Here is a 22,089-nt window from a genome sequence, read left to right as displayed (position 1 = left end):
ATCGGTTATTTATGTTGCCAAATTAACAACCCTTGGCCTTAGAAAACCTATAAAAATGGCTCCTCTAATCAACTTTTAATAACCTTCTAACTACCCTATAAGAACTTGCCTGTTTACTTTGGGTTTCAAATCCTAGCGCGCAATGGCTACTGATAATCAATGGACTGTTTTTTTTGCCGAGGATGATGAAGATGATGTTATTTTCTTTGAAATGGCCGTAAGCCAAACTCACCCTGATTGCCTTGTCGAACGGTTCGAGTCATTTGAAAGCTTAATTGACGGGGTTACTTCCCATGGTTCTTTGCAGCGTATCATCATATTTATTAACCTGCCGCCGCTCGCCGGAACCGGATTTGGTATACTTGACCAAATCCGTAGAAGCCCTGCCTTTGACCATGTACCAGTCTTTATATTATCGGCCAATGTTAACCCACAGATTATTTCCAATGCATATAACCAGCAAGCCAATAGCTATTTATTTAAGCCGGCGTCTTTCAATCAATGGAAAGAATTATTGCGACCGGCAGTTTCGTTTGCGAAGAACCTATAAACCAATATGTTAAGATTACCGCGTACGCTTGCTTTTACTTTGATAGCCTTTGCCATCCATTCAGCCGCGCAAGGGCAGCCGCTCAGCATGGAGCAGGCAGTAAGTTCGGCGATTGAAAAATATCCGAGCATTGAAGCCCAAAGGGCAGCGCTGTCGCAATTTCAGGCTAGTGCCAGGGTGTTGAAAGACAGTCGTTTGCCGAATGTTCGCCTGCATGACCAGATCGATATCGGTACGGCGAACGGCTTGTCGGGTTCGTATTTTTCAATGGGGATGATCGTTCCGACCTCGGGCGGCCGAAGACCTGAAAATCGTATGGATCTGACCTCTGGCAACATTGCTTTGGCAACAGCAGACTGGGAAGTTTACAACTTTGGCCGTTTCAGAGCGGAAGACCAGCTTGTTAGCGCCGACATTGCTATCGGACAGGCCGGGGTTGAAAGGGAAGCGTTTTTGCTCAGGCAGGCAGTGGTTGGAACGTATCTGGATGTGCTATGGAGAGGAAGGATCTTGCAGATTGAATCCCGTAATCTAGCCAGGGCTGATACAGTCAGTAAAATCATCAACAACCTGGTCAGCAACGGCATCAGGCCAGGGCTTGACTCATCGCTTGCAAGCGTGGAGCTTTCCCGGGCCAGGCTCAACTACTATGAGATCGATGAAGGGCTCAGGCGCTCATTTCTGCAACTGGCGATGCTCACGGGCAGGACAGTCAGCGAGCTCGTGATTGACACCACATTCCATGAACAGGCGCTAGTTTCTGTGCCCTTAGACTTACAGGTAGGCCCTGCCCACCCGCTGCTTCGCTACCAGGCTAGTTTATTAAGCCGTCAGCAAACCGAAGTGGGCGTGGTCCGCAGCGCAGCCTTACCCAGGGTTTCAGTGATGACCGCTGCCTGGGCCCGTGGCACAAGCCTAGACCTAGATAACAATTTCGGGCCGCTCGGGTCAGGTTTTGGTTACAGCCGCACCAACTTTTTGGTCGGTTTGGCTGCAACTGTCAACCTGGTTGATTTCCGGCGCGTCAAAAGCCGACTGCAAGTCCAGCAGTTCAGAATCAAAGAAGCAGATACAAAGCTGGAATTCGAAAGGATGAAACTTGAAAATACGCTGGCCTCCTCCGACTCGGTGATGTCGATCATGCGCCATGCGCTGAGGGAACTACCCACCGCGATCAGGTCTGCCGAAAGCGCTTACCAACAGCGGCTTTCCCTGTATAATAACGGTATTGAAAATATCCTGGGACTCACAGATGCGATGCAGCTTTTGACCAAAGTCGAAAAACAGGCAATTGAAGTGCAGCGGCGCGCTGTCGAACTCAGGCTGCAACGCGCTTATGCTACCAGTGACTTCGATGAGTTTTTTAGTTTTTTCCGCCGGCCGTAAAATTATTTTCCCATGTTGAACCTATCATTAAAACGTCCGATTGCGGTACTGGTTTTTGTTACCGGCCTGGTGGTATTTTCCATCATGGCTGCTACCAAGATCCCGGTCGACATTTTTCCCAAACTGAATTCGCCTGTTATTTACGTGATTGAGCCTTACGGTGGGATGTCCCCTGCTCAGATGGAGGGCTTTTTTGCCACCCGTATGCAGGACCAATTTCTTTACATTGGAGGTATTAAGGAAATTTCCAGCAGGAGCGTGCAGGGCCTGACGATCGTCAAACTGTCCTTTTATGAGGGAAGCGATATGGCGCAGGCTGCTGCCGAGGTGGCTATCCAAGTTAATCGGGCCATGAAATTCTTCCCGCCGGGTGCGCTGCCGCCCCAGGTTGTCCGATACGATGCTTCATCTGTGCCGATTGGTGATTTGGTTTTTAGCAGCAAAACCAGGCCGCTCAAAGAAATCCATGAACTGGCCGTAACCAGGATCCGGCCATTGTTCTCGACGGTTCCCGGCCTTACAGCCCCGCCGCCAATCGGTACCAATGCGCGCACAATCGTCATTAACCTGGACCCGCAAAAGGTTCGCGCTCTGAATATTTCGCCCGACGAAGTGGTGGAAGCGCTCGCCTCCAATAATGCGATGACCCCCTCGGGTAATATCCGGGTAGATAACACTACTTATATTACGACGCTAAACTCACTCGAAGAGCAGGTCGCAGATTTTGGTCAGATCCCTGTCAGCACCCAGGGCCGCAGGACAGTTCTTTTAAAGGATATTGCCAACGTAGCAGACGGCTCGGATGTTACCGCTGGCTATGCGCTGGTCAATGGTAGCCGGTCCTCTTATATTCCGGTTGTCAAGACGGCTGACGCCTCAACCTGGGATGTGGTAACGGCGCTGAAAGCAAAGCTGCCGGAAATGCGCAGCCTGCTTCCGGATGATATCCAGGTGAACTACGAGTTTGATCAGTCGGTATTTGTGATCAATTCTGTGAAAAGCTTACTCTTCGAAGGCGGCTTGGGCGCACTATTGACCGGGTTAATGGTGCTACTATTTTTGGGCGATTGGCGCTCCTCGCTGATTGTTATCATTACGATCCCAGTTTCAGTTATAGCCGCGGTGCTCTGTTTGAACCTTGCCGGTCAGACCATCAACATCATGACACTTTCGGGCCTTGCGCTCGCGATCGGTGTACTGGTCGATCAGGCTACGGTGACCATCGAAAATATTCACCAGCACCTTGAGATGGGGAAGCCAAAGAGATTGGCGATCTACGATGCGTGCCGGGAAGTTGCTTTGCCGCTTTTACTGATCCTGCTTTGTATTATCGCCGTATTCGCACCTTCATTTATCATGTCAGGTGTCCCCCGAGCGATGTTTTTACCCCTTTCTCTGTCAATCGGGTTTGCGATGACAGTATCCTACTTGCTTGCCCAAAGCCTGGTGCCTATCCTGGCCAACTGGATGCTTAAAGAGCACCAGGGGCACACGCACCAGACGGACACTGCCAAATCGTCCACTTTTTTCGATAAGGTCCGGGCAGGGTTTATCTCGCAAAACCGAAGGTTGCTTACCTTCAATAAACTGGTCGTAGCAATCTACGCAGTCCTAATCATCGGCCTGGCCGCATGGGGATTTTCAGTGATCGGCAAGGACATGCTCCCGCAGATAAACTCAGGTCAGATGGTAATCCGGATGAAAACCCCGGATGGCACCCGCCTGGAGAGGACGGAAGAGCAGGTGGCAAATCTGCTGGAACAGGTAGACCAGGCAGCTGATGGACATTTAGCTGTATCATCGGCTTATGTCGGCGTGGTTCCCACTAATTACGCAACATCGAACCTGTATGTAAGCACAAGCGGTCCCAATGACGCGGTTATCAAAGTCGGCCTTGATCCGGAATATAAGACGAACATACAAGACCTGAGGGAACGTATCCGGGATCTTGTCGGTGAAAAAATGCCTGAAATTACACTATCCTTTGAGCCGGCAGATCTGACCGAAAAGCTGATGAGCGGTGGGGCATTCACGCCCATTGAGGTTCAGGTCGCCGGGCGCAACATGAGGGAAATCGAAGGTTATGCTTCCCGGCTGGTCGAAAAGCTCTCCGACGATGAGCACTTGCGTGATGTAAGGATTATCCAACCCCTCAAATTCCCGGTAATCAATATCAAACTCGACCGCCAAAAGCTGGCAGTGATGGGACTAAGCTTGCAAGCTGCTGCACGCTCGATTACCGCTTCTACTTCATCGAGCCGGTACACTGAGAAAAACCAGTGGCTTGACCAGAACTCGGCCTATACCTACCAGGTACAGGTGCAGATTCCTGAATTTGCTATGCGCAACCTGGCGCAATTGCAGGAAGTACCACTCGTGGCGGGCCAGGCCCGTCCCGTGCTGGCGGATGTGGCAACATTCTCAGTCGATACCTTGCCGGGGGAATATTCCAGGACCGGGCCCAGGCGCTTTGTGACCGTTTCGGCCAACATGCACCATCAAGACCTTGGCACGGCAACAAGGTCGGTAGAAAATGCAATCGCTTCGCTCGGCCAGCCACCCAAAGGTATAGCCACCCAGGTAAAGGGGATGTCATCACTTTTGACAGAGACACTCGGCAGTCTCCAAACCGGGTTAAGCATCGCAATTTTAGTCATATTCCTGCTTTTGGCGGCAAACTACCAATCCTTTAAACTTTCATTTGTCATCCTTTCAACGATTCCAGCCGTCATCGCCGGGTCGATCGGAGCACTGCTGCTAACTGGAAGTACCCTGAACCTTCAATCCTATATGGGTATCATCATGTCCACCGGTATTTCGGTTGCCAACGCAATCCTGATTGTGACCAATGCCGAGCGCTTGCGTTGGGAATATCGGGACGCCGGAAAGGCTGCCCTGGATAGCGCAGGACTGCGGTTAAGGCCGGTTTTGATGACGAGCTTTGCGATGGTGGCCGGTATGGTACCGATGGCGCTCGGCACCGGAGAAGCCGGCGAACAGGTGGCGCCCCTGGGACGGGCCGTCATCGGTGGGCTGGTCGCATCCACCCTGGCTGCCCTTTATATCGTACCCCAGGTGTATGCGCTGCTGCAAAAGAAAACACCATTGCAGGATCCATCATTGCTTCCCGACCATCCGGTTGCATTACATGTAGCAGTATCAGCAAACGGCTCCCATAAATCTGAACAATCTTTAAGAAATGAAAACTAATCCATATCACTGTTTAATACTAATGTTAGGGTTGGGCGCTTTTTCGGCCTGTTCTTCCTCTGAATCATCCACTCCCAAACAGTCAAAAAAGCAAAAGGGTAAAAGTGAGGTTTCCTTTAAAATTGGTGAAGTATCCCAGGGTAAAGTAGGTCAAGAGATCCAGTTGCCGGGCGAGTTTCTGGCCTTTCAGGAAGTCAGCATTTACCCCAAGGCCGATGGGTTTGTGCAGAAAGTGCTGGTCGACAGGGGCTCTGCGGTACGCAAAGGGGAAGTATTGATGGTGCTCGAAGCACCCGAAACCGAGCAGCAGCTGGTGGCAGCGCGTTCCAATTTTTTGAAAGCTCAGGCCATGCTCGTGGCCAGCAAGGAGCACTACCGCAGGTTGAAGGCCAGCACACGCATAACGGGCTCGGTATCGGCGCTCGATTTGGAAAGTGCACATGCCAAAATGATGGCTGACAGCGCCTCGGCGATGGGTGAGAAGGCAAACTTTGACGCTTTGACGGAAATAAAAAGCTACCTGACCGTTAGGGCACCCTTCGATGGGATCATCACCGAGCGGAACGTCCATCCCGGGGCGCTGGTAGGTTCAGGCCTTCGGCAGGTGGGGCCGATGCTTAACCTGCAACAGCAGGACCGCCTAAGACTTGTGGTGGACGTGCCTGAAAATTATAGCCTGGGCCTAAAAAAAGGCAAACCGGTTAGCTACCATTTGAATGCGGTGCCAGGTGAGACTTTCAAAGGAACGATCAGCCGCCGGTCAGGCAATATGAACCTGAAATTCAGGTCCGAAACTGTCGAGATCGATGTCAATAACGCGAGCCGAATGATTAAACCTGGCATGTTCGCAGAGGTGATGTTGACCCCGGAAGCAACCGAAGGTGCATTGATCGTACCCAGCACGGCCGTTGTCGTTTCAACCGAACGTCAGTATGTGATCAAAATTGACTCGAAAGGCAATGCAGAATTCGTGGATGTGCGCTTGGGCCAACAATCGAAAATGACCGAGGTGTTCGGAAGTCTCAAAAAAGGAGATAAGATTATTGTAAACGCGCGTAATGATCTCAGGCAGGGGACAAAGGTAGTGGCGAGCCGGTAGCTGGCGGCAGGTCATGCTATAAATCCTAGGAGAATGGTACACTCAAATAGTGATTTTGTACACCTATGCTTGTCACTACTGGCAAGGTTGCGTGACGATAGGCTGCGAAAAGTCTTCATTGAAGAAGTCATCAGAATGGTAGCAAAAACCGTTGAAGGGAAAATGTCTGTTGATACTTATAGCGGTTATTTGTTTTACAAGGTCCTTGGCGAAATGTACAGCGCAGGCATGAAAGCTGGCCATGCTGCCATTGGAGTCGAATCATTTATGCCTGGTGCTACATCAAGGACTGGTAAGCCACTGGGTAAAGTAAAAGCGAATAATTTAAGTTCTACGGAAAAACTTGCTTTGGAAGTAGCTCCTTTTATTAAAGCGTTAAGGGAAATGGAATTCAATACTTCGGATGGTATCGCAAATAAACTAAATGAGCTTAATAGGCCGTCAATAGGAGGGGGGAGGTGGGATGGAAAATTGGTTGAAAAAATAGAAAACATAATTTTAAAAATTGAGGCAAGAGATAAACGAGTTTATAAGGTGAATGTAAGGAGTATTAATTAAAAAAAAGAAAATTTTAACGCACCCGTTTTTATTTGATACTTTACGATAGTATGGCGTAAATCGCTATGCATGAGCAGATAGTGCTTAATCCACCGCAATGGTTTTGCGGTGGATTTTTGAATATGTAATTGGATTTTATTGTTTGTGAAATATTATGGTAATTGTAGTCACTATGGTGTTTCGTTGTGGGCAAAATGCTATTTTTACCATCATTTTTTCGGTGTGATAAAATCACACCATGTTCGTTTAGAGGAAAGCCAGTAATCGTTGAGTGCTGGCTTTTTACCCTTCTTGCGTCATTGCATTGATGAAAAAGAATATGAAAGAAAATACTGGAGGTGAAAATAAAGATTACAAACCAAATGATCACCTTGCCAATGAGCGGACATATCTTGCCTGGGTAAGGACCGGAGTCGGGATTATGGCATTTGGGTTTGTTGTTGTTAAATTTTCGCTATTTGTTACTCAAATTGGCCTTGTACTTGAAAAGCCGGCTAAAATTCACTCGCACGGATATTCTAAAATCATCGGGATCGTGCTGGTACTTTTCGGAATCTGTTCGATACTGCTTGCCTTTATCCAGTATCACCTGACAGAGGCAGAGCTGAGAAGCGGGACTTACCACCCAAGGAGCTGGCTGACTAATCTGTTGACCGTTGTGCTGGTGTTAATTAGTGTCCTTCTTGTAGTTTACCTGGTGCAAAGTGTTAACCTGCAAGATCTAATCAAATAGAATCCCAGATATGTTGAAAACGATAGCGACATTTTGTAGGCATACGGCGATAATTTCCGCGCTTTTAATAGCTATGCTTATGTTCGATCGCAAGCAAAAAATAACCGCGAACGAGCTTTTCATGGAGGCGGGCCCTATGGTCGCAGAAGTCGAAGGTACAGTTAGGAATGAGGACGGCTTATTGTTGTCAAATGTCAATGTGCTCATTAAGGGAACACAGCGCAGTACGATGACAAGCGCTGCCGGGCGCTTTTCAATTTCCGTCAACGCGGGCGAAGAAGCAACACTGGTATTTTCGTTAACCGGCTACCAGTCACAGGAAATCCATTTGGGCACTAAGACTACGCTCGATGTTATGCTCAAAGCAGAATCAAACAGTTTTAGATAGACCGGCTATTCGGCTATGCAAACGACCTTAGACAGCAAAGCAATAGGAAAGGTGTGTTTATTACCGATGGTCGGAATCGGGATGTCCCGTAAATATATTAGCTCAGTTGCTTCCGAAAGGCTTCCGGTGAATAACCGGTTTGCTTCCTGAAAAAGCGGATGAAGTATGAGGTATCTTCATAACCCAAATGCCAGGCAATATCCTTGATCTGAATCGATGTTGCCAGCAGAAACCTTTTGGCTTCCAGAATAATCTGTTCATTGATCAGGTCTGCGGTCGTCTTACCGACAGATGCCTTGGTGATGGCATTCAATTGATAGACCGACAGATCTGTCATTCTGCGCCGCTTTTGATCTGAATGATGTTTGATTCAAACAGCCTCATTACCTTTTGGTAACGCTCCTGCTTGTGCGTGGGAATGCCAGACAGGCATTTTGCGGGGGGTGGGCTTTGCCTTGCAAATTTGATCATGAACAGTTCTATGCTGGCTTTATGGCGGGCACGTATCCGTCTTCCCTTAAGGTATATTCACAGAAACTTCTGGAAAGGTAGCTAAGCAGTTTTTTGAAACGGATTTGGTCAACCTGTCGGTAATTCTGAAAAGTTGCCCTCTTCTTCTGCGCCTGTGTGCTCGGGCTGTGGGCCCGCGCGCAAGTATCAAATACATACTTTCAGGCGTGGGGTGTGATTAAAAAAAGGTAGGAGAAGCCCCAGCGGAAATTACCGAGGCCGAGCTTCCCTTTTTAACTGCGGTGAATTGAGCATTGTATTCAAGCGGGCTGCCAGCCGTTTATTTAAATTTGACAGCCAGCGTGACAATATCGGATTGCATCCCCGACCCGGCATTTCGATAAAAGTGGCCATAACGTATTTCCAGCGATGCAAGATGACGTATGCCAATCACGCCACCCGGAGGAGCAAGCCGTATGCCCATGCCGCCAAAATGGCTTTGGAAGGATGATAGGTCAAAGTCGCTCGTATAATAGGCAGCGTCGGGGTTATGCTCTTTGTAGGGGGCAAAATACCTGACTCCGCTCTGGGTATTAAACCTGTAAAAGGGGCTTAAAGACAAAAAGGGCGTAATTTTGACGGCAGTTTCCAGCGACACCGTATGAGCCCTCATTCCCCAGTTGTCGGCATAGAAACGATAAAAACCCCGCAACACCAGGCGGTCACCCACAAAATAGCTCCCCCGCAGGCCGACAGGCAGCTTGAAGCGGCTGCCGGGTAATTTTTCGACCTTTTCGCTTCCGTCGGTAAAATAGGTGCGGTGAAAGGGCGTGCTTAGCAGGCCTTCCTGATAGGTCGGTTCGACGATCAACATTACTTGCAGGCTCTTGTTGACGATCTGTGAAAGGGCGATAGAGCCGTTGTAGGCGTTCCTGGGCTTATGATCGAGGTTGGACTTATCGCCTTCGGCACCAGAGCTATACCCGTTTGGCCGCAGTTCGGAAGGTAGAATCGCAATGTAGGTGTCCTGAAATGTCCCGGCTTTCAGGGTTATCTCACTGTTATTGTCTTTGGAAGATTTGGAAAAATTGATCCCGAAGCCGTAGGATTTGTAGTCATACTCCGTCGAATACGAGAACATAGCTCCTCTGATCGTGCGGTTGGCATCATTTCTCATGTTCCAGGATAGACTCGGATAGATATGCGTATCGCTTCTGGAAGCCGAAGAAATGGTCAAAGGGTCAATCTTGTCCTGAGAAGCAGACGAATAATAATCGATATTAGCTTCTGCGGAGATCGTGTGGACGCGGTTTCGTTTGTCAGTCTTGCTCAGGCGTAATTCCAGCGAATTCGCAAAATCATACAGTTTTTCCGTTCCAAGTCCGCCGGTAATTGCCGAGTTATTGCCGTTTTGATTGTAGTAGCTGGAAACGAAATTAACTTCTTCGATTTTCAACTTTTTAGGTTGATATCCATTCCCGGTACTGTCTGTTGACTGTGCCCGGGCAGAGCCGAAAAAACTTAAAAGCGCCGCAACGGTATAGGTTATTCTCTTCATCAGATTCTGATATTAGGGTTAATTACAGCCGCAACCGCCGCCACTTTTTCCTCCGTTTGCCCCGGAAGCGCCTTCCCGGTACAGGTAAAAATTTTGTTCGAATTTCTCGGATTTTCTCGCCGAGAGCTCCATCTCCGAGTCATTGATACGATTTTTCTGGTACTCCTTCACAGACACACATGAGGATAGGCAGGCCACAAGGGTACTAAACAATACGAATTTTCTGGTGACGATAATGTCCATACGTTTTAGAGGATATGAATGTTGGAGGAGGTGAACAGTTTGTTGTGATCGTCGATGATCACGCATGCTATATCTTTCATTTGGTTAATTAAGTTAAGACCGGTCCTGACCCCCAGCACGGTGACCGGTGTGGCCAGCGCGTCGGACAGTTCTGCATTGGGGGAGAATATGGTAACACTCTTAATCCCCGTGACAGGTAATCCTGTTTTGGGATTAATCGTATGCGAATAACGGCGCCCGTCAATCGTGACAAACTTCTCGTAGCTGCCGGAGGTTGCTATGGACATGTCGCTGATTTTCAGATACGAAAACGGCGAGGTCGTCGCGTCCGGGTCTGCAATCCCAACGGTCCAGTCCGCGTTTCCCGGCTGCTTTCCCCAGGTGGTCAGGTCTCCCGAGGCGTTCACCACGCCGGATACCGCTCCGGCGTTTCGCATCACATTTTTTGCCATTTCGGCAGCATATCCCTTGCCAATGCCGCCAAAACCAATCCGCATACCTTTTTCTTTCAGTAGTACGGAACAGTCCGAAGCATTGAGCATAATGTTCTTGTAGTTGATCAGCCTGACCATCTGCTTTGCAACTGTCGCAGGTGGAAGTGCAGTCATCGTCAGATCGAAGTTCCAGAGCGATTTGTCAATTGATCCGTAGGTAATGTCGAATGCGCCCTGGGTAAGGTCGGAAATCCGGATCGACCGCGAAATCAGATCAAATACTTCCTTGTCCACAACAACAGGGCTCACTCCCGTCTGTTGATTGATCCGGTTAGTCTGGCTGTCATCGCTGAAAGTAGTGAGCAGTTTTTCTATGCGCTGAATTTCGGCTATTCCCAGGTCAATGTACTGATCAGCCAGGGCAGCGTTGTCTGCCACAGCACTTATCTCAAACCGGTTCCCCATCAGGCTTAGAGATCGTTTTACAAGGACTTCTTTCATATCACTTTTCCGAATGCGAGCGAATATCGGCGATAAATGCCTTCACAGAGGGCTGGTAACCTTCCCACTCTTTCAATACTGTCAATCCCTTTATCAGCGCTTATATGAATGATGCTATGGAGCAACTCGAAGGCCAGATAGCTTCGGCGAAAATTGCGCTGGCCCGTTTGTCATCACCTTCCCTATACTACGTTCTTTCGGGAAGCGATCTGACACTGGACATCAATAGTCCCGATTCGCCCAAGATTGTCTGCATCGGCAGCAACCCGCAGAAAGTGCAAATCTATGGCGCGGTCGTTTCATTGTTTGTCACCCGGTTGATAAAACTGGTGAACACCAAAGGGAAGATGAAGAGTAGTCTGATTTTTGACGAGTTTCCAACAATTTACCTCAATAACATAGATTCTCTGATTGCCACCGCGCGCTCAAATAAAGTAGCTACTACGCTGGCGGTGCAGGACTTTAGCCAGCTAAGGAAAGACTACGGAAAGGAGCAGGCTGACGTACTAATGAATATCACCGGAAATCTAATCAGCGGACAGGTTTCCGGCGATACAGCCAAGCTGCTTTCAGAACGTTTTGGTAAAATCCAGCAAGGCCGCACGGTACTTTCAGTCAACCGGTCGGATACAACCGTGGCAAGTTCGATGCAGCTGGATTTGGCTGTGCCTGCTTCTAAGATAGCCACCCTCAGTTCGGGCGAATTCGTTGGAATGGTGGCTGATAACCCCGATGAGCAGGTTGCGTTAAAGGCTTTCCACTGCCGGATTATTAACGACCATAAGGCCATGTCCGTCGAGCAAAATGGGTTCAAGCCAATTCCTGCCGTTCGAGAAATTTCCCCCCAGGTGGTTCGCAAAACATACGAGTTGATTAAGGAAGATATCCAGCAAATAATCGATCATGTCATTGCCCAGATTAACGAAGACCCCGCATTGAATCACCTGATGGTAGTCAAAAGGAAATAGCCTTAGACGTCAGCGGCTATGCATTAGATATTTATTAGACGATTTCATATTGTTGATTTCATGCGGGACCTCATATGAAATATTGAAGATTATCTGTGGAAACGCTGGCGTCACAGGAAACTATTTCTTCGTAATTATGGACGTCGGAAACTTCAAGGATCGTAGTATGGTTTGCCGGCGACTACCTAAAAGATAATAGTTAATGGCAGCTAATCCAGTTTGGAAATAGGGTAGTTAAAGCGAAATTTCGGCCAGATCTTGTTTGTAGGTCTATTTAACAAATTGCGCCATTATAGTACGAATTGCTATCGTAAATGAAGGTTTAACGTGCGATTAATTTGCTAGGCAGAACGTGTCTAAAGTGTATGATAGTCGGCGCCATGCAGAACCAACAAGTCGGTTAATGAACAAGCGGACTTTTTTCGGTAAGCGCCTTTCGGCCAGGTAATGGAGGCCCGCCGCTGCATGTCGGCTCCGATGATTGTAACGGCCTTTAATTCGGTGTGGTGTAGTATTGTCGAGTTCATCAGCACGGTCACCCAGCGACTTGTTTGCACAAATTGAAGCAAGGTGTGTATATCATTCACCTCCATGCTGAACGATGGCGATAAGTCGTGCTTTTGCATTACCAAATCCAGGTAGCTGCGGATGCTGTACCCGGGCGATGGCAATATTAGGGGCAGATCTGGCAAGTCTTTCAGCTTTACATACTTCTTAGCTGCCACGGGATGGTCGCGATGTGCGATCAGGGATAGCTGAGAGGAAAATAAATAGTCTGTTGTGATGCGTTCATTGTCTGGCTCGTCGTAAAATGATAGCATTAAATCCAGCTTGCCTTCTTCCAAATTTCGGAGTAGCTCCTGCGTTGTCCCGAAATTGATCAGCAGCTTGATCTCGGAGTACTTTTCATTGAAGTCGGCTACTGCCCTGCTTAGCAGGTTAATGAGCCCATAGGTGACTCCTATGGACAATGTTCCCGTTTTGAGATCCATAAGATCTCTGAGAATATCCCTTCCGTCTTCTGAATCCTTCAATGTTTTTAATGCGTACGGTAAAAATGCCTTACCCGCTTCTGTGAGTCGCACACGCTTGGCAATGCGATCAAAAAGTGGCAGTCGAAGTTCATCTTCCAACTGCTTGATCTGTTGCGACAATGTGCTTTGAGTGATAAACAGTGCCCGTGCAGCCTCTGTGAAATTTTCCAGCTCAGCTGCTTTTGAGAAATATTTCAGTTGACGTAACTCCATGCAGCAAGATAAGCACTTGATCGCTATTGGCGATGAACTTGATCGAAAAAATGAGTTTTGACGATTAATCTTTGCGTCAGATCTTTGGATTATCAAACAAAAACAACCAGATCATGGAAATAGAACAAACCACTGCCAATGCATTATCACATGTTGTAGCCAAAGCCATCATTAACGCGCCGATCGAAAAAGTAAACATTGCTGACTGGCTGCTAAACCTGCCCGACGCCGAATATCAAAAATGCTCCGTCAATCACATCGCTGCCGGTGCTACCAGTACTTACGAGGGTCAGCCCATGTCGATCAATGTCGAAATGATCGGCGACGCATTGGTGATCCAGCATTACGTTGCGACCGAATACCGTGCCGACTATTGCCGAATGCTCTCACAGTCTGATGTGATCAGTCAGAACGGTCGCACCAAAGTTCAGGTACTTTGGGAACTGAAAGCCACCAGAATTGATGATCAGCGTTGTGAATACACAAATGAAATTCATGCTACGGCAACACCGGAATTTTTAGAATTCATCGAGAAACACGGCATCACCCTTGCAAAGGCGGCCGCAGCGCGTCAAGCCGCATCCGATCTTCATAACAAGGAAGAAACGCCACTTTTCGCAAAAAGTATTGAAGGGAAAGCTCTGAATGGCTTTTATGGAATTTAAGTTAGAAAAAACCGTTGTCTCTTGAAACTGGAACTCTGCACATCGAGTTGAGGTGAATCTGCAGAGTTCCTGGCGATGGGGTCATTGGTTATCCTTAACAGAGATTGAACGTTGTTGTTATAACCTATTGTAAATCATCTCATTTGACGTTCCGAAGTTTGCCAGTCTTAGTGAAGAGCTTTGAGCCCCTCCCAGGTTTTCAGACGGTTGAAAGTAGAGTTTCCGGTCATTCGGCTAATGTCCCCAATAATGCTCACAATCAATTGAAACTTTTCTATTGATCGAGTCCCATCGTTTTTAATCTCCACGGAAAACGGTATAAAACTGTTATTGGTCATCACTTTTCCGATGTCGGTTATCGAAATGATAATCATTCCACCCCCGAAAGTTTCGTTATATCGATCTTCATAAGATCTAGCAGGCTCAATCAAATAAGTCACTTCGCTAAATAATGGTTCTACATCCAGGCAGTTCAAGCCCTGGTCAAAATTTACGGCGACAGAGTGCGTAGACCTAAAGTTTTGATTCTTAGCATACCAGTCATAGGTCTGTCTATTCTCGTCTATTAGCTCGACAATATCCTCCCAACAAAACAAGTGTATTTCAAATAATCCAGCCATTCTGGATAGGAGGACTCAAATTTTTCACCTACGAGGCCGATGGCATCGTTCCGTTTGTGGCCAACAGTCCCTTTATGTCGTTTTTCTACGAAAATCCCGGCGATTACAAACCGCACATGAACAAGGAAGGCGAGCTCATCGCCGCCAACCGTCAGTGGCATATCGAAAACAATACTTACGGTTTTTCCTGTGGGCTCGGGACGTTTCTGGTTTTGATGGCCGTTTTGGTGGCGCTATATAAGGTTGCGCCGCTGCCTAGCCTGGTGGCGAGTGCGCTTATCGGCATCATGACGCTGGGCACCCTCTCGTTCCTGATAACTACACCCGAAAGCTGGGTACCCAACCTGGGCGATGCGCAGTGGGGCTTTCCATACCTTTCCGGGCGGGGACGGCTGGTCATTAAAGATCTGGTGATACTTGGCGGAGCGATCATCACCATGAGCGAAACCGCAAGGTTGTACCTGGACCGCCGGAGCGTAAAAAACTTTTGAACAGCAAGTGTGATCGCCATCAGCCTTCCTTTATTACACCTTCGCAACAGGCTGTTCGTCTGACTGGATGCAGTATAAAATGTCGTTTTTAAAAAACTATATGAGATGAAAATCTGAAAAATTGATACTTTGCCAAATATAAGAGTAAATTTACGTGTACGTGCCCGTTCCTTCAATGTAAAACGAACTACAACGCTCTTATATGACAAAGATCTCCCTGACTCCGGACGAGCATATTAATTTATGGAACGATTTCCGAAACGGAGATCGTGATGCATTTTCCCGAATCTACGAGATTTTCACGGCTGACCTGTATCGCTATGGTTTCAACCTTGTCAGGAACAAGCAGCTGGTCGAGGATTGTCTGCATGAATTATTCCTGCACCTGCACAGTCATAAAAGGAACCTGGGGCCCACCGATAATATCCGGTTTTATCTGTACCGCGCATTGCGCCGCCGCCTGCTGGATGCTTTGGACAAGTTGAAAAAGTATGATTCGGACGAGCATGCATTTGATCATGCGCAATTTATTGTCGAGTCATTTGAGTCGCAATATATTGAAGAACAGATTCAGGTCAGGCAGCAACAAATGGTACTCGCAGAGCTGAACAAACTACCCAAGCGTCAGAAGGAAATCCTGTATCTCGTTTATATGAAGGGGTTTAGCTATCAGGAGGCTGCCGAGGTTATGGATATTTCAATGAAGAGCGTCTACAATACCGTCAATGTCGCGCTGACGTCACTGAGGAAATATATCCGGAAGTCAATGCTTCGGGAGGGTGCCTTATGGTTGAATACCGGTTTTATCATTCACATGCTTTTTCCAAATACCTGATATAAAACCGGGAAAAATTAACTGGAAGAGCTTTCTACATTAAAGTACCATTTTCATTTAGATGCGATATTCGTTTTTTACAGTCGAAGATTTTTGCAAAGATGCCGACTTCATCAAATGGGCGGTCTCCCCGACATCGGATTCCGACCGGTTCTGGAAGGAGTTTATGGCCTCGCATCCGCATAAAACCGAGGAAGTTCAATTGGCGCTGGAATGCGTCCGTACCATTCAATTTGAGGAAACCGAACCTGATCAAGACGACCTCCTGTCGCTGAAACAACGTATATGGAAAGATATTGAAGCGCCGAGGCCTATCCTCTACCGGCGGCTGAACCGGATATATCTTGCTGCGGCGTCAGTCGTTTTTATCCTGGCGGCTGGCTTTTGGTGGTCACTGAAAAATTCCGCGCTGACCTACAGCACCGCCTATGGTGAAGTGCGGGAAATAGCACTTGAAGATGGTTCCAGCGTGATACTGAATGCGCGTTCAGAAATAAAAATAAGTGATGAGATTGCCGAAAAGAAGATCCGGGAAGTGTGGCTCAGGGGAGAGGCGTACTTCAAAATCGCAAAAAGGAACGGGGCCAAATTCATCGTGCATACCCCGGAAACGCAGGTGGAAGTTTTAGGGACCACATTCAATGTCAATACCCGCCGCAGGCAGACAAGTGTTGTGCTTGCAGAAGGGAAGGTCCAACTGATATCCGGCAAGAACCCGGTATGGGTCATGAAGCCCGGCGATATGGCTACTGTTGATAAAGACAACCGGATACGCTCCAAAAGGGTACAACCCGGCCATTACGACTCCTGGAAGGAATCCTATCTGGTGATGGACGACAAACCGGTATCGGAGATTGTAGAGGTGATGGAAGACAATTATGGTATCCGTCTGCAGTTCGAAGATTCATCTTTGCTGAATAAAAGATTATCGGGAAAGCTTGCTACGAAGGACCCCGAGCAGTTTCTGGAGAACCTCTCCACCATTCTTGAACGTGACTTAATAAAGACAGATGACGGATATATATTCCGCTGATGTTTGAGTTAGTGGTTGTTTTGCGCTGCGATATGTTGCTTTCGTAAAATTTATCTGAAATAAATTGAAAAAAAACCGGGAAAATGAAGATCAGCCCTGTTTCACTTTCGAAATACCTTGGATAAACACCTACTCCCGGAGCAAATTATGAAAATACACCTTTCCTTTTTCGCCATTATTGCGCTGACGTTGCTGACCTGCGACATTCAGAAGGCTTTAGCGCAGGATTTTCTGGCATCCAGCAATGCCCACGCCAGCAAGCCCGCAACCCGTCAGGAGGCAAACAGCCTGATCACTTTACTGGGCAAACTGGAACAGAAGTACAAAACCAATTTCGTTTACGAGAAATCATTGATTGAAAACAAAACGGTTGCCGGGCCGGTTTCTGATGAAGAAAATCTGGAACTGATCCTGAAAAAAGTATTGCCGGATATGAACCTGCGGTATAAAAAACTGAAAGGGGGAGGTTACGCCATATTGCCGCTCCGTTCCGGCACACCTGCAGAAAGTAACAACACGACGATCAGGGAGCCCGAGGGCAGCAATTCGGTCATATTGCGTCCGGGTGATCCTCTGCCGGAGGCCGGTAAAAATTCGCAGGGCACTACTCCGCATTCTTTTGAAAAAGTGTTAACAGGCAGCGTCACCGATGTTGGAGGAACGCCTCTTCCGGGTGTGAGCATCGTGATCAAAGGTTCGCAACGGGGTACTACCACGGGCGCCGATGGCAGGTACAGCCTGACCATTCCCGATGAATATCTTGGTAAGGAAAACACAAAGCTTATTTTCTCTTTTGTCGGGTACGTACCCATGGAGATTGATCCGGGCAACAAAAATGTGATGGACGTGGTACTTCAGGTCGATACGAAATCGCTTGAAGAACTCGTGGTGGTGGGGTATGGTTCGATGAAAAAAAGCTCTGTTACAGCAGGAATATCCAAGGTTGAGAATAAGATACTGGACCAGATACCAGCCGGCAGGGCAGAAACCGCGCTGGTGGGACGTCTGGCGGGGGTCAATATTTCCACCCCGCGCAGCACGCCGGGAGCCGCGCCAATTATCCGGATACGGGGCGCAGGTTCTATCACCGCCAGCAATGATCCACTGGTTGTGATCGACGGTTTTCCCGGAGGCGACCTGGTCAATGTCAACATGAACGATGTGGAATCCATTGAAGTCCTGAAAGATGCATCGTCGGCGGCCATTTACGGATCGCGGGGTTCCGGCGGGGTGATTATTGTGACTACCAAAAAGGGTAAGGAAGGAAAGCCGCAGCTTAATTTTAACGCTTATGCAGGTATAGGCAGGGCAATCGGGCATAAAGACTGGATCAGCGGGCAGGAGTATCATGATTATATCGCACGTTACATCAACCGGGATTATGCCTGGCAGGGGGGTGACGTTTCGTTGCCGCTTTGGGGAGATCCGCGCCGACCGGCCAATTTTCAGGTCAACCCGGTTATTGGAGAAGGTAACTATATATGGGAGGACATTTTACTGAATTCCACACCGATCCAGAACTATAACCTATCGGTGAGGGGCGGGAACGACAAGGTCAATTACTACATATCAGGTACCGTGAAAAACGAGCGCGGTACATTGCTCAATACCTATTTTAAAACGTATTCGCTTCGCGCCAATATCGATGCGAAGATCAACAAAGTGATCAATGCCGGTGTGTCGCTCAACCCAAATTTTAACCAGCGCCGCACGTCGCCGGTTTCCATGGAGGCAGTCGTTAAAACCGCACCGTTCGTATCACCCGAAAAGCGCCCGAATGGTACTTATCCACGTCCGCTAGACTATTGGGGGACGCAGGTTTCAGGACAGGTGAGCCCGCTGGCCACACTTGAAGGCACCTCGAATACTTCCTCCGGGCTTAATAATGTGGGAGAGATTTACCTTTCCCTGAACCTGCTGGACGGGCTGACGCTGCGCTCTTCTGCGGGCGGCAACATTACCTACAATACAGCAGAAAACTATTCCGCGCCCTATGCCAACTCCAACAACAACAGTACCGGCTCGGCGATGGATACCCGGAATTTCAACCTGATCAACGAAAATGTGCTCAGCTATTCCAAAACCTTAAACGAGAAACACAGCTTCAATGCATTGCTGGGCGCATCGTACCAGAAAGCGACTTCCAGAGTTGCCGCGATGGGCGTGCTGCCGGGAAGTTTCAGCAACGACATCATCCATACGCTCAACAACGCAATTATCTCGCCTACTGCGACCTATACCAGCAAATCGCGCTGGGGGCTGGCTTCCTATTTCAGTCGGGTCAATTACGCATTTAAAGATAAGTATCTGCTTTCGGCATCATTCAGGACTGACGGAAGTTCTCGTTTCGGCCCTAAAAACAGGTGGGGATCTTTCCCTTCCGCTTCTGTGGCCTGGCGGATTTCCGAAGAGAATTTCATGAAAGCGCTGCCGGTTGTCAGCGACCTCAAGCTGCGTGCGAGCTTCGGGGTTGTGGGTAATTTCAATATCGGTGACTTTCGCTACCTGGGAGCGATCAGCGACATGTATTATTCACCGGGGGGAGTACTCACAAAAGGTCAGGCGCAGACTTCCTTTGGTAACGACAAGCTGAAATGGGAAAGGACGGCCAGCCAGAACTTTGGTGTGGACCTGGGACTTTTCACAGGCCGGCTGAACATTGGTGTGGATTATTATATCAAAAAAACCAACGATCTGCTGTATGATGTATCGATACCCGCCATCTCCGGCTTTACCAATTCCATGGTCAACATAGGCGACATCAAAAACAGCGGTATCGAGCTGGAAATCCGCACCAAGAACTTTGCTAAGGCATTCAAATGGGAAACATCCTTTAACCTCGCACGTAACAGAAATGAAGTGGTTAGCCTCGGTGGCGTAAATGAGGTGATTTATACGCACACCCGCGGAATGGGCTGGCTGCTGCGCGTAGGGGAGCCCATGTTTTCTTACTATGGTTACAAAATGATCGGTGTACTGAAAGACGACGAAGATGTGAAAAATTCTGCGGTGATCGTCGGCTCGAAGCCGGGAAATACCAAGATCGAGGATGTGAACAAAGACGGCAAGATCGATCCTGCTGACCGCCAGATCCTGGGCAATTACCAGCCTAAGCTGTTTATGGGTATGGTGAATGATTTCAGGTGGAAAAACTTTGACATGAGCATTATCATGCAGGCTTCGCTGGGCGCAAAAATGTACAACCTGGAAAACCTGTACTACCAGGGAGCGACGGTGAGCGCGATGCGAAAATCGCTTATTGAAGATCAATGGTGGTCGGCGCAGGAGCCCGGCGACGGCATGTCTCCGGCGACAGCGCTGAGCCAGCTGGCCTATGTTTCCAATACCGATTATTATCTGGAAGACGCTTCCTTTTTAGCGATCAGGAATATCAACCTTGGATATACACTTCCTTCCACCGTTGCCCAGAAATTACGGATGACCACATGCAGAATTTACGTGTCTGTCAGCAATCCAAAGATGTTTACGAAGAAAGGCTTCCACGGATACAATCCGGAGGGCTTTACCAATGGGGAGATCAACGGTATCAACAGTACGCCGGGCTTCAACAACGGCGCCGAGCCTATCAACCGGATTTATGCACTTGGTTTGAATATCAATTTTTAATTGCTAAAAAACATCGTGATGAAAAGTTACAAATATTTAAGCCTGCTGTTTCTGGCCTTTACATTCTCTGCATGCGACGACAGCGTGCTGAACCTGACGCCGGAGTCTACTTTGACGGAAGTCAACTTTTACCAGAAGGCACAGGATATCAATGGCGCGGTACTGGGTATATACAACCGTTATCAAACCCGCAAGCAAAGGGACTGGGCCGTTCTTGAAATGCCCACCGACAATATTCACCGGACGGGCTATTTCAATATCGGAGGCCTGGATGAATTGAATACCCTGGCTTTTTCATCCGAAAACCAGCTGTTTGCAGGCTTTTGGGTGGAAACTTACAACGGTATCTACCGGGCCAATGCAGTACTTGCAAACATAGATCGCCCCATCGATTATGCGGCGGGACAAAAAGAGCAGCTGACGGGGGAAGCAAGGTTTATGCGGGCATTGTTCTATTTCGACCTGGTGAGGACATTCGGCGATGTACCTAAGATCACCACCATGCTTTCGGTGGAAGAGAGTAAATCCACAGGCAGGGCGAGCGAGGAAGAAATTTACAGCCTGGTAATCGAAGACCTGAAAGCGGCCATCGACCTTTTACCCTTAAAAGATAAAATTGCCAGTGGCCGGGCCAGTAAGGCGGCGGCGGTTGGGTTGCTGGGAAAAGTATATGTGTACCGGAAAGACTGGAACAATGCAAAAATCTACCTGGATATGATGACAGGCTACGGTTTTGCGCTCCAGGCTGATTACGCTTCTTTGTGGAAAGAAGAAACCGAAGACAATAATGAGATTGTGTTCGCGATGAGGTACATTGGAGGAACAAACGGGAATACCATTTCTACGGACTTCCTGCCATACTTCGGCGTGACGGGCATATCTGCGAGTGGCGGCGAGAATGTATTTCCTTCATGGAGCCTGATGAAACTGTTCCTGCCGCAGGATTCACGCAAAAAAGCAACCGTTACCGAGTACTGGAAATCACCCAAAAGCCCGGCGGAAGCACCGGAGAACTGGTATCCATACATCAGCAAATTCGCCGTGCCGCATACTCCCAATTCTTCCGGACTTGATATCCCGGTGATGCGATATGCAGATGTATTGTTGCTGAGAGCAGAAGTTTTATATGCATTGAACCAGCCGGCTGAGGCGCTTGCCGAACTTAATAAAGTACGGGCGCGATCATTCAAAGGAACTGCCTTCAATTATACGATGGCGGACATTGCCACGCCTGCGGCTTTTACAGACAAACTGTTACTGGAACGTCAGCTGGAATTCGTGATGGAAAACGAGCGCTGGTTTGATCTCGTCCGGACCAACCGTTTTATGACCGTCCTCGCAAATGTTGAATGGGGCTACAATCCGGTTACCAAAGAACCGCAAAAGGTAACCCTGGCGCCCAAAGCCAATTATAAATATTTCCCGATCCCAAACAACCAGATCGAGCTGGCCAATGCAGGTGTGCTTGTTCAGAACGACGGATACTAACCTAT

Annotated in this window: 19 protein-coding genes; 14 read left to right on the top strand and 5 right to left on the bottom strand. The window is 48.3% G+C overall.

What is annotated here, in order from left to right; genetic code table 11:
• The first annotated feature begins 142 nt into the window (after positions 1-142).
• The 7 genes from BP71_RS06380 to BP71_RS06350 all read left to right on the top strand — a co-directional run bounded on the left by BP71_RS06380 (position 143) and on the right by BP71_RS06350 (position 7,924).
• A complete protein-coding gene (locus tag BP71_RS06380; RefSeq protein WP_496377712.1) occupies positions 143-550 on the top strand; it encodes a response regulator in 408 nt (135 codons plus the stop codon).
• Positions 551-556: 6 nt separating this feature from the next.
• Positions 557-1,936, top strand: a complete 1,380-nt coding sequence (locus BP71_RS06375) for a TolC family protein (RefSeq protein WP_496377711.1) — start codon at positions 557-559, stop codon at positions 1,934-1,936.
• A gap of 12 nt (positions 1,937-1,948) precedes the next feature.
• On the top strand, positions 1,949-5,146 hold the full coding sequence (locus BP71_RS06370; RefSeq protein WP_496377710.1) for an efflux RND transporter permease subunit: 3,198 nt from the start codon (positions 1,949-1,951) through the stop codon (positions 5,144-5,146).
• A complete protein-coding gene (locus BP71_RS06365; protein ID WP_496377709.1) occupies positions 5,136-6,245 on the top strand; it encodes an efflux RND transporter periplasmic adaptor subunit in 1,110 nt (369 codons plus the stop codon). Before BP71_RS06370 ends, BP71_RS06365 begins: the two co-directional genes overlap by 11 nt.
• Positions 6,246-6,278: 33 nt before the next feature.
• Positions 6,279-6,803 (top strand): hypothetical protein, encoded by a 525-nt coding sequence (locus BP71_RS06360; protein WP_496377708.1) that lies wholly within the window; start codon positions 6,279-6,281, stop codon positions 6,801-6,803.
• 319 nt (positions 6,804-7,122) lie between these two features.
• Positions 7,123-7,536, top strand: coding sequence for a YidH family protein (locus tag BP71_RS06355; RefSeq protein WP_496377707.1), 414 nt, complete (start codon positions 7,123-7,125; stop codon positions 7,534-7,536).
• A gap of 79 nt (positions 7,537-7,615) precedes the next feature.
• On the top strand, positions 7,616-7,924 hold the full coding sequence (locus BP71_RS06350) for a carboxypeptidase-like regulatory domain-containing protein (protein WP_496377706.1): 309 nt from the start codon (positions 7,616-7,618) through the stop codon (positions 7,922-7,924).
• 97 nt (positions 7,925-8,021) lie between these two features.
• Here the strand turns inward: BP71_RS06350 and BP71_RS06345 are convergent, their stop codons facing one another.
• From BP71_RS06345 to BP71_RS06330, 4 genes are all read right to left on the bottom strand, one after another.
• Entirely contained in the window at positions 8,022-8,261 is a 240-nt protein-coding gene (locus BP71_RS06345) for a helix-turn-helix domain-containing protein (RefSeq protein WP_496377705.1), read from the bottom strand.
• Between the two features lie 453 nt (positions 8,262-8,714).
• On the bottom strand, positions 8,715-9,932 hold the full coding sequence (locus tag BP71_RS06340; RefSeq protein WP_496377704.1) for a DUF3570 domain-containing protein: 1,218 nt from the start codon (positions 9,930-9,932) through the stop codon (positions 8,715-8,717).
• Between the two features lie 18 nt (positions 9,933-9,950).
• Positions 9,951-10,175, bottom strand: a complete 225-nt coding sequence (locus BP71_RS06335; protein ID WP_496377703.1) for a DUF4266 domain-containing protein — start codon at positions 10,173-10,175, stop codon at positions 9,951-9,953.
• Positions 10,176-10,180: 5 nt separating this feature from the next.
• Complete coding sequence (locus tag BP71_RS06330) at positions 10,181-11,110, bottom strand: FAD:protein FMN transferase (RefSeq protein WP_496377702.1); 930 nt, start codon at positions 11,108-11,110, stop codon at positions 10,181-10,183.
• A gap of 104 nt (positions 11,111-11,214) precedes the next feature.
• On the opposite strand from BP71_RS06330, the gene BP71_RS06325 reads away from it, so the two are divergent.
• The gene (locus tag BP71_RS06325) at positions 11,215-12,078 is read left to right on the top strand and encodes a type IV secretory system conjugative DNA transfer family protein (protein ID WP_496377701.1); all 864 of its coding nucleotides are present in this window, start codon (positions 11,215-11,217) and stop codon (positions 12,076-12,078) included.
• 356 nt (positions 12,079-12,434) lie between these two features.
• Here the strand turns inward: BP71_RS06325 and BP71_RS06320 are convergent, their stop codons facing one another.
• Entirely contained in the window at positions 12,435-13,325 is an 891-nt protein-coding gene (locus BP71_RS06320) for a LysR substrate-binding domain-containing protein (RefSeq protein ID WP_496377700.1), read from the bottom strand.
• A 113-nt stretch (positions 13,326-13,438) separates the two neighbouring features.
• On the opposite strand from BP71_RS06320, the gene BP71_RS06315 reads away from it, so the two are divergent.
• The 6 genes from BP71_RS06315 (at position 13,439) to BP71_RS06290 (ending at position 22,084) form a co-directional block, all read left to right on the top strand.
• A complete protein-coding gene (locus BP71_RS06315; protein WP_496377699.1) occupies positions 13,439-13,990 on the top strand; it encodes a hypothetical protein in 552 nt (183 codons plus the stop codon).
• A 607-nt stretch (positions 13,991-14,597) separates the two neighbouring features.
• Positions 14,598-15,101 carry a DUF417 family protein gene (locus BP71_RS06310; protein WP_496377754.1) on the top strand — a complete coding sequence of 168 codons (504 nt, stop codon included), beginning with the start codon at positions 14,598-14,600 and terminating at the stop codon, positions 15,099-15,101.
• A 202-nt stretch (positions 15,102-15,303) separates the two neighbouring features.
• Positions 15,304-15,936 (top strand): RNA polymerase sigma factor, encoded by a 633-nt coding sequence (locus tag BP71_RS06305; protein ID WP_496377698.1) that lies wholly within the window; start codon positions 15,304-15,306, stop codon positions 15,934-15,936.
• A gap of 61 nt (positions 15,937-15,997) precedes the next feature.
• Complete coding sequence (locus tag BP71_RS06300) at positions 15,998-16,969, top strand: FecR family protein (protein ID WP_496377697.1); 972 nt, start codon at positions 15,998-16,000, stop codon at positions 16,967-16,969.
• Positions 16,970-17,116: 147 nt separating this feature from the next.
• Positions 17,117-20,596: a SusC/RagA family TonB-linked outer membrane protein gene (locus tag BP71_RS06295; RefSeq protein WP_496377696.1), complete on the top strand. Its 3,480-nt coding sequence runs from the start codon at positions 17,117-17,119 to the stop codon at positions 20,594-20,596.
• Between the two features lie 18 nt (positions 20,597-20,614).
• A complete protein-coding gene (locus BP71_RS06290) occupies positions 20,615-22,084 on the top strand; it encodes a RagB/SusD family nutrient uptake outer membrane protein (protein WP_496377695.1) in 1,470 nt (489 codons plus the stop codon).
• Positions 22,085-22,089 lie beyond the last annotated feature (5 nt).

The organism is Dyadobacter ginsengisoli DSM 21015 (assembly GCF_059568735.1).
The sequence above is the reverse complement of the archived record's forward strand: the minus strand, read 5'-3'. Positions and strand labels throughout refer to the sequence as shown.

Bases quoted from the DNA above. Each gene is read 5' to 3' on its own strand.
- BP71_RS06340 (WP_496377704.1), bottom strand. From the start codon at position 9,932: ATGAAGAGAATAACCTATACCGTTGCGGCGCTTTTAAGTTTTTTCGGC.
- BP71_RS06330 (WP_496377702.1), bottom strand. From the start codon at position 11,110: ATGAAAGAAGTCCTTGTAAAACGATCTCTAAGCCTGATGGGGAACCGG.
- BP71_RS06380 (WP_496377712.1), top strand. From the start codon at position 143: ATGGCTACTGATAATCAATGGACTGTTTTTTTTGCCGAGGATGATGAA.
- BP71_RS06295 (WP_496377696.1), top strand. From the start codon at position 17,117: ATGAAAATACACCTTTCCTTTTTCGCCATTATTGCGCTGACGTTGCTG.
- BP71_RS06305 (WP_496377698.1), top strand. From the start codon at position 15,304: ATGACAAAGATCTCCCTGACTCCGGACGAGCATATTAATTTATGGAAC.
- BP71_RS06365 (WP_496377709.1), top strand. From the start codon at position 5,136: ATGAAAACTAATCCATATCACTGTTTAATACTAATGTTAGGGTTGGGC.
- BP71_RS06315 (WP_496377699.1), top strand. From the start codon at position 13,439: ATGGAAATAGAACAAACCACTGCCAATGCATTATCACATGTTGTAGCC.
- BP71_RS06320 (WP_496377700.1), bottom strand. From the start codon at position 13,325: ATGGAGTTACGTCAACTGAAATATTTCTCAAAAGCAGCTGAGCTGGAA.
- BP71_RS06375 (WP_496377711.1), top strand. From the start codon at position 557: ATGTTAAGATTACCGCGTACGCTTGCTTTTACTTTGATAGCCTTTGCC.
- BP71_RS06325 (WP_496377701.1), top strand. From the start codon at position 11,215: ATGAATGATGCTATGGAGCAACTCGAAGGCCAGATAGCTTCGGCGAAA.
- BP71_RS06290 (WP_496377695.1), top strand. From the start codon at position 20,615: ATGAAAAGTTACAAATATTTAAGCCTGCTGTTTCTGGCCTTTACATTC.
- BP71_RS06345 (WP_496377705.1), bottom strand. From the start codon at position 8,261: ATGACAGATCTGTCGGTCTATCAATTGAATGCCATCACCAAGGCATCT.
- BP71_RS06350 (WP_496377706.1), top strand. From the start codon at position 7,616: ATGTTCGATCGCAAGCAAAAAATAACCGCGAACGAGCTTTTCATGGAG.
- BP71_RS06335 (WP_496377703.1), bottom strand. From the start codon at position 10,175: ATGGACATTATCGTCACCAGAAAATTCGTATTGTTTAGTACCCTTGTG.
- BP71_RS06355 (WP_496377707.1), top strand. From the start codon at position 7,123: ATGAAAGAAAATACTGGAGGTGAAAATAAAGATTACAAACCAAATGAT.
- BP71_RS06300 (WP_496377697.1), top strand. From the start codon at position 15,998: ATGCGATATTCGTTTTTTACAGTCGAAGATTTTTGCAAAGATGCCGAC.
- BP71_RS06360 (WP_496377708.1), top strand. From the start codon at position 6,279: ATGGTACACTCAAATAGTGATTTTGTACACCTATGCTTGTCACTACTG.
- BP71_RS06370 (WP_496377710.1), top strand. From the start codon at position 1,949: ATGTTGAACCTATCATTAAAACGTCCGATTGCGGTACTGGTTTTTGTT.